This window comes from Thiohalocapsa halophila, from assembly GCF_016583825.1.
GTDB lineage: Bacteria > Pseudomonadota > Gammaproteobacteria > Chromatiales > Chromatiaceae > Thiohalocapsa > Thiohalocapsa halophila.
In genome coordinates, this window is the sequence record NZ_NRRV01000043.1 from 1 (window position 1) to 13252 (window position 13252).

Consider the following 13252-nt stretch of genomic DNA (forward strand, 5'->3'; position numbering starts at 1 on the left):
CGAGCCCCAGGATCAGCGCCCCACCGCGGCCATTCCCCAACTACGGGAGATGGCGCCGCAGCGCCGCCGGGACCCCTCGGCGCTGCCGCAGACGGGAGCGGACCCCTTCGCGCCCTCGACCGATGCCGCCCGAGCGCCGGCGCCTGCGCCGGTGCCCGACCCGGCGCCCGACCCAGCGCCCGCAGCCGCGCCACAGCGTCCCGCCGAGACGCCCCTTCGCGTGGAGAAGCGCAGCCCATGAGCCGAACAGGCGGCCGCACAGGCGCGTCGACGGCGATCCCCCAGGCTCGGGCGGGCTGAGATGCCGGAGCTGCCGGAAGTCGAGACCAGTCTGCGCGGCATCGCCCCCCACCTGCGGGGCCGGCGCATCGTGCGCCTCCTGGCGCGGGAGCGGCGGCTGCGCTGGCCAGTGCCCGAGAGCGTGGACGCCGCCGTCGCGGGCCAGCCCATCGAGGCGGTCTCCCGCCGCGCCAAGTACCTGCTGCTGCACCTCCCGCGCGGCGCCGTCATTCTGCATCTGGGCATGTCCGGCAGCCTGCGGGTGCTGCCGGCGGCCACGCCGCCGGCGCTGCACGATCACATCGACCTGGTACTGGACGACGGCCGCTGCCTGCGGCTGCGCGACCCGCGGCGCTTCGGCAGCCTGCATTGGGCGGCCCCGCCCGTGGAAGCCCATCCACTGCTGGCGCAGCTGGGGCCCGAGCCCCTGTCGCCCGGCTTCGACGGCGCCCACCTGTATCGGCTGAGCCGCGGCCGCCGGGCGCCTGTCAAGACCTTCATCATGGACAGCCATGTGGTCGTCGGCGTCGGCAACATCTATGCGAGCGAGGCCCTGCACCGCGCCGGTATCCATCCGCACCGCCCGGCCGGGCGGATCGCGCTGCCGCGCTACGAGCGCCTGGCGGCGAGCATCAAGACGGTGCTCGCCGCGGCCATCGCCGAAGGCGGCACCAGCCTGCGGGATTTCGTGCAGGAGGACGGCAGCCCGGGCTACTTCGCCCGTGCGCTCCAGGTCTACGGGCGCGCGGGCCTGCCCTGCCCCGGCTGCGGCGAGCCCGTGCGCCAGCGCCGTATCGGTCAGCGCTCCAGCTTCTACTGCCCGCGCTGCCAGCGCTGAGCCGGGTGCGGCTCTGCGAGCAGCCAGGCCGCGGTGGACGCGCTCTTAGTCGAACAACTCCCGCACCGCCAAGGCCAATCCCGGCAGGACGCCCGGCTCCTCGATCACGTCGTCCTGCCCGTAGATTCGGGCCTCGTCCGGGGAGCGATAGCAGGTCACGCGCCGGTTGCGCGGGTCGATGATCCAGACGGCTTCGACGCCGCAGGCGAGGTACTCGCTGACCTTCTCATCGATCTCGGCCCAACGGTCGTTGGGCGAGACGACTTCGATGGTCAGCTCCGGGGGGACGTCGAGATAGCCGTCGGGCTGGGCTTGGGCCAGGCGCTCGTTGGAGATGTAGACGACATCGGCACCGCGGACCGTGTCGGGGTCATGCTGGGTGATGATGCCGACCTCGCCGGGCATGACCTTGCCGAGCGCTTGGCGCTTCACGAAGCTCCCGAGCTCCCTTGCGATGTTCCCTTCGACGCTGGCGTGCGGATGGCCGGTGGGCGGCCTCTCGATGAATCTCCCTCTGACGAGCTCTCCCGGCGCAGTGGGGCCATGCCGCCAGAGGTCTTCAGCCGTGAGCATGGGGTCGGCATGCGGGGGGCTTGGGGCCGCGATGGACATTGCGAAGCCTCGGCTTGCCGGTTGCGATGGGATCAGCTTAGGGGATGACGGCGATTGCGGGTAGGGCCTCGGGTGCGGGATCGTCTCCGCACGCAGCCCGTCAGGGCGGCGTCGCCGCCCTCAGCTCCGCGGCCAGCGCATCCAGGTCCCGCGCGAGCCGGGCGATGGCCGCCTCCGGTTGGCGTCCGCCCGCCACCGCAGGACCTCGCGCTGCGCGGCGTGATTGAGATATTCCTCCGTGAAGCGGCTGCGGTAGTCATTGCCGGTGCAGAGAAAGGGGCTGCGGCTCGTGGGTGGCCTGCCCGGGATGGCAAGCGCTGCCGGGTGCCGAGCGGGCGCTCCGAGTGCCCCCCCGGATGCGCTCTGCAGGCACCGGACGCTGGTCATTGCGGCTGCTGGATGCCCGTGATCAGCCAGTCCCCATCCGGGCTCGCCCAGTCGTGGGCGACGTGCCAGATCTCGTCCAGCGGCTTCGCCGGGGCCTGCTCGTCCTCGCGGATGAGACCGGTGAAGCGCACGCTCGCCACCACCTGGTCGCCGTCGCGCTGAACGCCGAGGAGCTCGGCGTTCAGGGTGACCACCTCGGTGTAGCTCGGCGCATCGCCCAGTGACTCGCGCTCGCGCTTCAGCTCGGCGAAGAGCTGGGGCGCGGTGTACTCGCGAATGTCGCGGAAGTCCGCCTGGTCCCAGGCGGCCTGCAGGCGGATGAAATGGGTCTTGGCGCCCTGCGCGAAGCCGTCGGCGTCGAGCCAGGCGGGGGCCTCTGCGGCGCCGGGCTCGGCCACCGCGTTGGTGGGGCTGCCCTGCTGCGACTCCGAGCTGCCGCCGCCAAAGAGGCCGCCGAAGGACGGCGCCTCACCGGGCTGGGTGCCCGCCTGTGCACCCCCGTGACCGCCTGGCGTGAAGCCGGCGGGCGCCGGCCTCGGCCCGGGTGCGCGCTGCTGGCGCAGCATCCGGAACAGGAAGATGCCGCCGATGACCAGCGCCGCGATGATCAGGAAGTCGAAGGGTTGGAAGCCCTCGAAGGCGCCGCCGAAGAACAGCGACGCCAACAGCCCGCCGGCGGCGAGCCCGGCGAGGGGACCGAGGAAGCCCATGCCGCCGCGCGAGCGCTGGCCGGCCGCCCCGGCCTGGTTGGCGCGTTGATCCGCCGCCTGCTGGCGCTGCGGCGTCTGCGGTCGCTGCGCTTGCCGCGGCATGCTGTATTGCTTGCCGAGGCTGCGGCCGCCGCCGAAGCGCCGCGCATCGGCATCCTGCGGCAGCACCGTGGCGCCGACGACGAAGAGGCTCAGCATGGCAACAATGAAGGTCTTCATGGTGTCGTTCTCAGTGGCTGTGTCTGTGGTTGTGACCAATGGTTGGACGCGCCGGCGACGGGGATGGTTTCGATCAGCGCCGCGGCGCCGATGCCGCGCGGGTCGCTGGCAGCCTCGACCCTGTCCTGCGCGCGCTGCCAGTGCACCAGCTGCATGTTGCCGTAGCGCCGGTCCGCGGTGGTCAGTGCATGGCCGCGGCGCTCGAGGCTTTGGCGCACCGCTGGTGACAGGGCCTGCGGCTCCACCACCACCTCGTCGGGCAGATATTGATGATGGAAGCGCGGCGCTGCCACCCAGTCTGCCGCGCTGCTCCCGGCGGCCGGCTCCAGCCCGGTGGCGGCGAGGATGCCGTGCAGGACCATGGTGATGATGCGGCTGCCGCCGGGGGTGCCGAGGATCACCACCTGCTCGTCGGACTCGACGAAGGTCGGGCTCATGCTGGAGAGCATGCGCTTGCCGGGGGCGATGGCGTTGGCCGCCCCGCCGATCAAGCCGTAGGCGTTGGGCACGCCGGGCTGCGCGGCGAAGTCGTCCATCTCGTCGTTCAGCAGCACCCCGGTGCCCGGCGGCACGAAGCCGGAGCCGAAGGGATAGTTGATGCTGAGCGTCGCGGCTACCCGGTTGCCGTGCGTGTCCAGGATGGAGAAATGCGTGGTGTCGGCGCCCGCGGGCCGCGCGAGGTCGGGCGGGCGGCTCGCGGTCGCACGGTCCATGCGAAAGTCCCGCATCAGCCCGGCGGCGTAGAAGGGATGGGTCAGGCGCTCCACCGGCACATCCACCTGATCCGGATCGCCCAGAAATACCGCCCGGTCGCGGTAGGCGCGGCGCATGGCCTCGATGATCACATGGGCGCGGTCGGCCGGATCCAGAGCCGCAAGGTCGAAGCCGCCGAGCATGTTCAGCATCTGCGCCAGGGCTACGCCGCCGGAGGACGGCGGTGCGGCGCTGACCAGGCGCCAATGGCCGGTTGGGGTATCGAAGCGGGCGGTGACCGGGGCGCGCTCCACCACGCGGTACTCGGCGAGGTCGCGCAGGCGCCAGATACCGCCGGCTTCGCGCACGCCAGCCACCAGCTTGCGGGCCAGGGCGCCGCCGTAGAAGCCGTCATGGCCCTCCCGGGCGAGGCGCAGCAGGGTCGCGGCGAGGTCGGGCTGGCGCAGTCGGGTGCCGGGCGCCGGTACGGCGCCGTCCGCCAGAAACAGCGCGGCCGCCGCCGGCGAGGCGGCGATGACGTCGCGGCGCCAGCGGGCGAGCCGGGTGTAGACCGGGTCGATCTCGAAGCCGTCCCGGGCGAGCTCGATGGCCGGCACCAGGCTCGCCGCCAGCGGCAGCCGTCCATAGCGCTCGGCGATGTGCACCAGCGCCGCCGGCGCCCCCGGGATGCCCGCCGCGAGCGGGCCGTTCAGGGAGCGCTCGGGCACGAAATCGCCGTCGGCGTCCAGGTACATGTCGGCGGTGGCGGCGAGCGGTGCGCGCTCGCGGCCGTCCACCATCACATCCCGACCGGTGTCCGCGACATGCAGCAGCCAGAAGCCGCCACCGCCGAGCCCGGAGCTGTAGGGCTCCACGACGGCCAGTGCGGCGCTGACGGCCACGGCGGCATCGAAGGCGTTGCCGCCGGCGCGCAGGATGTCGCTGCCTGCCGCAGTGGCCAGGGGATGGGCGCTGGCGATGGCCGCAGCCGGCGGCCGGGGTGGCGCCGCTTGTGCCGCCGCAGCCGAGAAGGCGAGCGTGAAGGCCAGCGACACAGCCATGAGCGCCATTGCGTACATCGGCTTGCCGCCGGGCGCTTCAGCGGCGCGCAGGACGAGCCGCCGGCGGTTGGGCATCGACATCACAGAAAAAAGGCTCCGCGCGGGAGCCTCGATGCGAGTGGGCTTGAGGCGTCGCCCCCGGCGATCAGCCACCGGTGTCGCCGGTGATCCGCTCATACTTGGCGCGCAGCTCTTCTTCGGTCTCGGTGTTGTCCGGGTCGACGATGATGCAGTCCACCGGGCAAACCTCCACGCACTGCGAGGTCTCGTAGTGGCCGACGCACTCGGTGCAGAGATCCGGCTCGATGACGTAGATCTCTTCGCCCTGCGAGATGGCACCGTTGGGGCACTCGGGCTCGCAGACGTCGCAGTTGATGCACTCGTCGGTAATGATCAGGGCCATGGCGATACTCCTGGAGGTAGCTTGGCTGTTCGAGCGTGGCTCTCGCGCCGGCACATTGGGATTGCCGGGAGTTTATCCAAACCGCTTTCGCAATGCAGCATGGACGGCCGGCGGGACGAAGGTGGAGACATCCCCGCCCAGGCGGGCGATCTCCTTGACCAAGGACGAGGAAATATAGGCGTACTGCTCGGCGGGGGTCAGGAACAGGGTCTCGATATCCGGGGCCATGCGGCGGTTCATGCCGGCGAGCTGGAACTCGTACTCGAAGTCCGACACGGCCCGCAGGCCGCGCATGATCACGTGCACCTGCATGTGGCGCGCGAAGTCCACCAAAAGCCCGGAGAAGGCCACCACCTCCACGTTGCCGAGCCCGTTGCAGACGTGCTCGGCCAGGGCGACGCGCTGTTCGATCGTGAAGGTCGTCTCCTTGCCCGTATCACGGGCAACCGCGACCACCACGCGGTCGCACAGGTGAGCGGCCCGCGCCACCAGATCGGTATGCCCGTTGGTGATGGGGTCGAAGGTACCAGGGTAGACGACGCTGCGCATCATGGACGGGTCGGGCTCCGCGTAAGCGACCGGCGACGGCTGCATGGTACCGGCGCCGCGGGAGCGCAGAGCATAGCAGAGTCGCCGCCGCCGACAGGCGGCGAATGGCAGATGCGCGGTATAGGCGTCAGGCCGGCGTCAATCGCACCAGGGCATAGCACACTTGGCCTGCGGTGCGCTCGCGGGCGATGTGCCAGTGCTCGGGCAGCGCCGGCATCGGCGTGGAGGCCGGGGTCTCCAGATAGACGGCGGCGGCGGGCGCGAGCCAGCCCTGCGCCAAGCGCTGACAGGTCTCCGCCAGTACGGCATCGTCGAAGGGTGGATCGAGAAATACGATGTCGAAGGGCCTCGGCGGCCGGGCCGCCAGCCATTGCAAGGCGTGCGCCTGCACCACCTGCAAGCGCGCCTGCGCCAACATATCATCCCTGGCAGCGGCTGCCCGCAGGGTCTGCGCATTGGCGCTGAGACCGGCGGCTACCCGCGCGGCGCGCTCGATAAGCACGACCTCCGCGGCGCCGCGTGAGAAGGCCTCGAAGCCCAGGGCGCCGGCGCCGGCGAAGCAATCGAGACAGCGGCTGCCGGGGATGTCCGCCGCCAGCCAGTTGAACAGGGTCTCGCGCACCCGGTCGGTGGTGGGCCTGAGCCCCGCCTGCTGCGGAACCGGCAGCCGGCGCCCGCGCAAGCGCCCACCGATGATGCGGATGTGCCCGATGCCGCCGCGGGCCGGTGGCGTGCGCGCGGCCTTGTGCCCGGGCTTGCGGCCGGCGGCGCCCTTGCCGCCGGCGGAGCGCTTACCGCCGCGACCCGTCGCCACCGGCAGGCGCGGCTGCGGTCGTCGGATCGGCGGCTGCGGCATTGGATGCCGCCTCCGCGGCGGCCCCGGCGTCCTTGCGGCTGCCGGTTTCGGTCGAGGCGCTCGCCGCGGCGTCGATCTCGGCCACGGACCCGCTGCCGGCGTCGCCGCCCACCATCACCACCGCCAGTCGCTGCGGATGCACACGGCGGCGGTAGGCGTCGCGGATCTGCTCGGCGCTCACCGCACGCACCCGCTCGGTGAAGCGGTCCAGGTAGTCGAGGGGCAGATCGTAGAACCCGATGATGGAGAGGTATTGGACAATCTTGCCGTTGCTCGCGATGCGCAGCGGGAAGCCGCCGGTGATGTTCTTGATGGCCGCCTCCAGCTCGTCCGCCGTCGGCCCCTCCTGCACGAAGCGCTCCAGGGTGTCCAGCATCACCTGCCGAGCCTCGTCCACCTGGGCGTTCTTGGTCTGAAGGCCCATGATCATCGGGCCGCGCTCCGCCATGGGCGCAAAGTAGCTGTAGGCGGAGTAGGACAGGCCGCGGCGCTCGCGCACCTCGTCCATCAGGATGGACACCAACCCGCTGCCGCCGAGGATGTGGTTGCCGACGTAGAGCGGGAAGTAGTCCGGGTCGCCGCGGCGCATGCCGGGCTGGCCCATGTAGAGATGCGTCTGACTGGACGGGAAGGCGATGCGCTCCACGGCGCCGGTGTCCAGGTCCGCCACAGGCGGCAGGGGTGCCGGCGGCTCCGCCTCGGGCAGGCCCGCCGTGAGCACCTCCGCGAGCACCTCCGCCTGGGCCCGGTCCACGGCGCCGACAATGGCGACGGTGGCATTGGACGCGGTGTAGTAGCGCTGGTGGAAGCGCACCAGGTCCTCGCGGGCCATCGCCGCCACGCTGTCGCGGTTGCCGTCGGGGTCCGTCGCATAGGGGTGCTTGCCGTAGACGGCGTGGTAGAGGGCGCGGCTTGCAACGCTGCCCGGGTCCTGCTCCTGCTGGCGCAGCCCCACCAGGGTGTTGGCCCGTACCCGCTCGAAGTCCGACTGCGGAAATTCCGGGGCCGCGAGCACCTTGGCGAGGATCTCCACGGCGGTGCCCAGGGTCTCGGGCTCGGTCAGGCTGCGCAGGCTGGCGTAGGCCATGTCGCGGCCGGCGCCGGTGCCGAACTCGGCGCCGACGGACTCCACGCGCTCGGCGATGGTGTCCGCGTCCAGGCCGCCGGCGCCCTCGGTGAGCATGTTGGCGGTCATGCTCGCGAGGCCCGGCTGATCGCCGTCGCGGGCGCTGCCGGCGTCGAAGGCGATGCGCACATCCACCATGGGCAGGTCGGGCGCCGCGGCGTAGAGCACCTCGGCGCCGGAATCCGTCCGCCAGGTCTCGATGTTGGGTGTCGCCGTCACCGGCGCGCTGAGTCCGAGCGCCAGGCAGGCAGCGCTCAGCAGGGCGGCGGGGAGCAGTCTCGTCGGCTTAGCGTGCATCGGCCAGGGCTCCGGTTGCGTTGCTGTTGTCGGCGCGGCGCTGTTCGCCGTTGCCGTCACCGTCCAGGGGCTGCGGGTCGAGCCGGGCGACGGTGCGCACCTCCGGCACCAGGTATTTGCGCGCGACGCTGCGGATCTGCTCCGGCGTCACGGCTGACAGTGCGTCCACGTAGCTGTCCACCAGCTCCCAGCCGAGGCCGACGGTCTCGAGCTGCCCCAGCTGCATGGCCTGGTAGAAGACGCTGTCCTTCTCGTAGACCTTACCGGCGATGAGCTGGGTGCGGATGCGCTCCAGCTCGTCATCGGCGACCAGCTCCGTGCGCACGCGCTCGATCTGCTCGAGCAGCGCCGCCTCCAGCTCCTCGACGCTGTGGTCCTTCGCCGGTGTGCCGCTCAGACGAAAGAGTCCGGGCAGCCGCGAGAAGGCGTTGTAGCCCGCGCCGGCACTGGCGGCGATGCGCTCGCCGCGCACCAGCTCGCGGCTGAAGCGGGCGCTGGCGCCGCCGTCCAGCACGGAGGCGAGCATCTCCAGCGCATAGGGCTCCCAGTCCTGCTCGGCATTGGCGAGCACGGGCACCTTGTAGCCCATGATCAAGTACGGCTCTTTGGCCGGCGCCTTGACCACCAGCCGCCGCTCGCCGCGCTGCTCGGGCTCGCTGCGGGGTTTGGGCGGGGCCACGGGCTCCGCCTCCAGGGGGCCGAAGTGCTCCTCGGCGAGGGCGAAGACGGCTTGGGGGTCCACGTCACCCACCACCACGACGGTGGCGTTGTTCGGTGCGTACCACTTTTGATACCACTCGCGCAGGTCGTCAACCTGCATGGCCTCCAGGTCGCTGGGCCAGCCGATGATCGGGTTGCGGTAGGGCGAGGCCTGGTAAGCGACGGCCTGGAACTGCTCGTAGGTGAGAGATTGCGGGTCGTCGTCGGTGCGCAGGCGACGCTCTTCCTTGACCACTTCCAGCTCCTTGACGAACTCTTCCTCCGGGAGGGTGAGGCGGCGCATGCGCTCGGCCTCCAGCTCGAAGGAGACCGCCAGCCGGTCGGCGGCCAGCGTCTGGAAATAGGCCGTGTAGTCGGTGCCGGTGAAGGCGTTCTCGTCGCCGCCGTTGTCGGCGATGATCTGCGAGAACTCGCCGGGCTCCAGATTCTCGGTGCCCTTGAACATCATGTGCTCCAGCACGTGGGAGACCCCGGTGATGCCCCCCGGCTCATAGCTGGAGCCCACCTTGTACCAGACCTGGGAGGTGACGATGGGCGCGCGCCGGTCCGGCTTCACCAGCACCTTGAGCCCGTTGTCGAGGACGCGCTCGTAGACTTCGGCCGCAGCGGGGCCGCTTATCCCCAGCAGCAGCACGAGCGCGAAAGGAAGCAATGGCATAGTTGGAACACCCCTGTTGATCGCTGCCGCACCACGTGGCGGCCCTTGTCTATTGATACAATGCAGCGTTCCCCCGGCAGCGGCAACCTGACAGCTTGGTAACTTGCCGGCGTGCGTGGCGGCTGCATGCTGGCCCGCACGCCACGCTCGCGCCTGCATCGTCCCGTAGCTTGCCGCTGCAATGCCGCAAGCCCCGGCTCTCCCGCTGATCTACAGATTCACACCATGTTCGGATTCGGAAAGAAAAAGCCCCGGCCTCCTGCGCAGTCCGAGGCCGACGCGGCCCCGGGCGAAGCCGCGCCGTCCGCGCAGACACCGCCAGCACCGCAGCCGCCGTCGGCCCCTGAGACTGCAGCCCCGGCCGAGGCATCGACGTGGGCACCCGCTACCGAAGACGGCGGCGATTCCGGCCGCCTCGCACAGGCCATCGCCGAGCGTGCGAGCCGCCAGCAAGAGACCGAGTCGGGGCGGAGCTTCTTTCGCGGCCTGCGCAACGGCCTGGCCCGCACCCGCGAGGTGCTGAACGCCGACATCTCGGAGCTGGTGACCGGGCGCAAGGAGATCGACGAGGACCTGCTGGAGGAGCTGGAGATGCTGCTGGTGGCCGCCGACGTGGGCGTGCCCGCCACGACGCGCATCATCGAAGACCTGGCCTATCGCGTGAAGCTCCGGGAGGTTTCAGACCCCCAGGGCCTGCTGGACGCCGTGCGCCGCCAGCTGGCGGACATCCTGCACCGCGCCGACTCGCCGGTGCGCCAGCCGGCCCCCGGCAGGCCGCAGGTGATCCTGATGGTGGGCGTCAACGGTGTCGGCAAAACCACGACCATCGGCAAGCTCACCAAGCAGCTGCAGGCGGAGGGCAACAAGGTCATGCTCGCCGCCGGCGACACCTTCCGCGCCGCGGCGGTGGAGCAGCTCCAGGCCTGGGGCGAGCGCAACGACGTGCCCGTCATCGCCCAGCATGCCGGCGCCGATCCCGCCTCGGTGGTCTACGACGCACTGCAGGCTGCCACCGCGCGCGGCTTCGACGTGCTCATCGCCGACACCGCCGGACGGCTCCACACCAAAACCAACCTGATGGAGGAGCTGAAAAAGATCGTGCGGGTGATGCAGAAGATCGACCCGGACGCCCCGCACGAAGTCATGCTGGTGGTGGACGCCACCACGGGCCAGAATGCCCTGCACCAGGCCGTACAATTCAACGAGGCCGTGCCGATTACCGGCATCACCCTGACCAAGCTCGACGGCACCGCCAAGGGCGGTATTCTCTTCGCCATCGCCGAGCGACTCCAGGTGCCCTTCCGCTTCGTCGGCGTCGGCGAGAAGATCGAAGACCTGAAGCCCTTCGAGGCGGATATGTTCCTCGATGCGCTGATGTCACCTTGAGGATGAGGGGCGAGTAACGAGTAGCGAGGCTCGAGGCGAGACAGCCGACCATCCGCACATACCTACATCCATCCTCACTGGCTCCTCGTTACTCGCCACTCGTTACTCGTTACTCACCACTAGCCACTCGTTACTCGCATTAGCCACTCGCCCCTCCCCCACCGTGATCGAATTCGAGCACGTCAGCAAACGCTACCCGGAGCGGGGCGACGCGCTCAAGGACCTGACCTTCCGGCTCGAGGCCGGCGAGATGGCCTTCCTGACGGGCCACTCCGGCGCCGGCAAGAGCACCCTGCTCAAGCTCATCGGCCTGCTGGAGCGCCCGAGCCGCGGCAGCGTGCGCGTCGGCGACGACGACCTCGCGCGCCTGCCCCGGCGGCGCATCCCGGCCCACCGGCGGCGCATCGGCATGGTCTTCCAGGACCACCGGCTGCTCGCCGAGCGCAGCGTCTTCGACAACGTCGCTCTGCCGCTGGTGACCGCCGGCATGACCCGGGACGACATCGGCAAGCGCGTGCGCGCCGCACTGGACCAGGTCGGCCTGCTGAAGCTGGAGCGGGCCCTGCCACTGACGCTCTCCAGCGGCGAGCAGCAGCGCGTGGGCATTGCCCGCGCCGTGGTCGGGCGCCCGGAGGTCATCCTCGCCGACGAGCCCACCGGCAACCTGGACCCGGAGCTGTCCCAGGAGATCTTCCGGCTGTTCGAGCGCTTCCACCAGCTCGGCGTGAGCCTGCTCATCGCCACCCATGACCTGGACCTCATCCAGTCCCTGGGCCATCGCACCCTGGTGCTGAAGCAGGGCCGCCTGGTGGCCGATGCCATTCCCAGACCGGCGGCGCCGGAGCCAGGGCCGGAGTCCGACCCGGCGCCGGCGCCTTGAGCCGGCGCACGCCCCCAAGGTACCCGTGAGCAACCGCACACCCCGCTGGCTGCGCCGCGTCGGCACCTGGGCCGGCAACCACCGGCGCGCGGCCACCGAGACCCTGGACCGACTCATCCGCGCTCCGCTCGGCACGCTGATGACGGTCGCCGCCATCGCCATCGCCCTGGCATTGCCCGCGACCTTGCTGGTGAGCACCGACAACCTGGAGGGCCTCGCCGGCGACTGGCGCCGCGGGGCGGCCCTGTCGCTGTTCCTGTCGCCTGAGCTGGACGAGGCCGCCGGCGAGCGGCTGGCGGCGGCCCTTCGCAGCCGCATCGACATCGAGCGCGTGGCGGTCGTCTCTCGCGCCGACGGCCTCGCTGAATTCCGCGAGTACAGCGGCCTCGGCGGCGCCATCGACCAGCTGCCTGGCAACCCGCTGCCCGTGGTGCTCGCCGTCTACCCGGCGGCGGACCTGAGCCCCGGCGAGGACGTGGACGCCCTGCTGGCGGGCCTCGCCGCCCTCCCCGGCGTGGACTTCGCACAAGCCGATGCGCAATGGGTCAAGCGCCTGCAGGCCATCCTGTCGCTGCTGCGCGAGGGCACCTGGCTGCTCGGCGGCATGCTGGCGCTGGGCGTCGTGCTGGTGGTGGGCAATACCATTCGGCTGGAGATCGAAAACCGCCGCGACGAGATCCTGGTCATGGACCTGGTGGGCGCAACCGGCACCTTCATCCGCCGCCCCTTCATCTACGCCGGGGCCTGGTACGGCATGCTCGGCGGCATGCTCGCCTGGGCGCTGGTGGACACGGCCATTTGGCTGCTGCAGCGGCCCGTGGACCGGGTCGCTGCCCTCTACGAGGCCGAGCTGCGGCTGGTCGGCCTCGACCTGCATCAGTCCCTCGCGCTGCTCGCCCTCGGCACCCTGCTGGGCATGGTCGGCAGCCGCATCGCCGCGGGCCGCCACCTTCAGCGACTGCGGCCGGTGTGAGGCGGCCCGGAGCGCACCTGGAACCGACGTCCATGGTGGCCGAGCCAGCGCGCCAGCGCTGCATCGTCCGGGGCGGCGACCGCCAGCACCGGCGTCACGCCCGGCACGACCTGCGCCGGCGCGCCGGCCACGCGATTGCGCGGGATGACGGTGACGCTGCCCCAGCGCGGCAGCGTGGCGTAGTCGATGAACGCGGCCGGGGTCTCCAGCCACACATGCGGCCTAATGGGGTGGGCAGCGACGCCGCGCGGGCGATACACCACCTGTCCCACCCGCAGCCGCGCCGCAATGCCCTGCTCCGCCAGCAGCGCCTGCCCCGCGAAGGCGTCGTAGAGACAGGCGCGCTTCCTGGGCCAGTGCTGCGGGCAGGTGACCGCCACCCGCGCTTCGACGGCCGGCGCCAGGCTGTTCACGAGGGCCATCAGCGGCAGCTCGTCCGCCGGCGCGGCGGCGGTGAACACGGCATGGCAGCGGCCGGCGTCCATGGCATAGGCGATCAATGCCCGCTCCTCGGGCGCGACGATCCAATAAAACGGCACGCTTCCACCCGGCCCGACTAGGCCAGACCATGCTCGAAGCGACTCAGGGCTGCATCAACCTTAAGC

The 13252-nt window shown here is 71.0% G+C and carries 13 protein-coding genes and 1 pseudogene; 5 read left to right on the forward strand and 9 right to left on the reverse strand.

Annotated elements, in window-relative coordinates; all coding sequences use genetic code 11:
- Positions 1-241: pseudogene (locus tag CKO31_RS26520) on the forward strand (hypothetical protein); the annotation flags it as partial.
- A gap of 60 nt (positions 242-301) precedes the next feature.
- Positions 302-1117, forward strand: a complete 816-nt coding sequence (gene mutM / locus CKO31_RS16390; protein ID WP_200239634.1) for a bifunctional DNA-formamidopyrimidine glycosylase/DNA-(apurinic or apyrimidinic site) lyase — start codon at positions 302-304, stop codon at positions 1115-1117.
- A 45-nt stretch (positions 1118-1162) separates the two neighbouring features.
- Here mutM and CKO31_RS16395 read toward each other — a convergent pair whose 3' ends face one another.
- The 8 genes from CKO31_RS16395 to CKO31_RS16430 form a co-directional block, all read right to left on the reverse strand.
- Positions 1163-1729, reverse strand: coding sequence for a Uma2 family endonuclease (locus CKO31_RS16395; RefSeq protein ID WP_200239636.1), 567 nt, complete (start codon positions 1727-1729; stop codon positions 1163-1165).
- A gap of 383 nt (positions 1730-2112) precedes the next feature.
- Complete coding sequence (locus CKO31_RS16400) at positions 2113-3045, reverse strand: Tim44 domain-containing protein (protein ID WP_200239638.1); 933 nt, start codon at positions 3043-3045, stop codon at positions 2113-2115.
- Complete coding sequence (gene ggt, locus CKO31_RS16405; RefSeq protein WP_200239713.1) at positions 3042-4808, reverse strand: gamma-glutamyltransferase; 1767 nt, start codon at positions 4806-4808, stop codon at positions 3042-3044. The genes CKO31_RS16400 and ggt overlap by 4 nt, the downstream gene beginning before the upstream one ends.
- 136 nt (positions 4809-4944) lie before the next feature.
- Entirely contained in the window at positions 4945-5202 is a 258-nt protein-coding gene (locus CKO31_RS16410; RefSeq protein WP_200239640.1) for a YfhL family 4Fe-4S dicluster ferredoxin, read from the reverse strand.
- A 72-nt stretch (positions 5203-5274) separates the two neighbouring features.
- Positions 5275-5751 (reverse strand): pantetheine-phosphate adenylyltransferase, encoded by a 477-nt coding sequence (gene coaD / locus CKO31_RS16415; RefSeq protein ID WP_200239715.1) that lies wholly within the window; start codon positions 5749-5751, stop codon positions 5275-5277.
- A 127-nt stretch (positions 5752-5878) separates the two neighbouring features.
- Complete coding sequence (rsmD, locus tag CKO31_RS16420; protein WP_200239642.1) at positions 5879-6607, reverse strand: 16S rRNA (guanine(966)-N(2))-methyltransferase RsmD; 729 nt, start codon at positions 6605-6607, stop codon at positions 5879-5881.
- Entirely contained in the window at positions 6543-8030 is a 1488-nt protein-coding gene (locus tag CKO31_RS16425; RefSeq protein WP_200239644.1) for a M16 family metallopeptidase, read from the reverse strand. The genes rsmD and CKO31_RS16425 overlap by 65 nt, the downstream gene beginning before the upstream one ends.
- Entirely contained in the window at positions 8020-9408 is a 1389-nt protein-coding gene (locus CKO31_RS16430) for a M16 family metallopeptidase (RefSeq protein ID WP_200239646.1), read from the reverse strand. Before CKO31_RS16430 ends, CKO31_RS16425 begins: the two co-directional genes overlap by 11 nt.
- 225 nt (positions 9409-9633) lie before the next feature.
- On the opposite strand from CKO31_RS16430, the gene ftsY reads away from it, so the two are divergent.
- The 3 genes from ftsY (at position 9634) to ftsX (ending at position 12647) form a co-directional block, all read left to right on the forward strand.
- Positions 9634-10794, forward strand: coding sequence for a signal recognition particle-docking protein FtsY (ftsY, locus tag CKO31_RS16435; RefSeq protein ID WP_200239648.1), 1161 nt, complete (start codon positions 9634-9636; stop codon positions 10792-10794).
- A 163-nt stretch (positions 10795-10957) separates the two neighbouring features.
- Entirely contained in the window at positions 10958-11674 is a 717-nt protein-coding gene (gene ftsE, locus CKO31_RS16440) for a cell division ATP-binding protein FtsE (RefSeq protein WP_200239650.1), read from the forward strand.
- A gap of 25 nt (positions 11675-11699) precedes the next feature.
- Positions 11700-12647: a permease-like cell division protein FtsX gene (gene ftsX / locus CKO31_RS16445; RefSeq protein ID WP_322789161.1), complete on the forward strand. Its 948-nt coding sequence runs from the start codon at positions 11700-11702 to the stop codon at positions 12645-12647.
- Here the strand turns inward: ftsX and CKO31_RS16450 are convergent.
- Complete coding sequence (locus CKO31_RS16450; protein WP_200239654.1) at positions 12626-13186, reverse strand: lasso peptide biosynthesis protein; 561 nt, start codon at positions 13184-13186, stop codon at positions 12626-12628. The genes ftsX and CKO31_RS16450 overlap by 22 nt on opposite strands.
- Positions 13187-13252 lie beyond the last annotated feature (66 nt).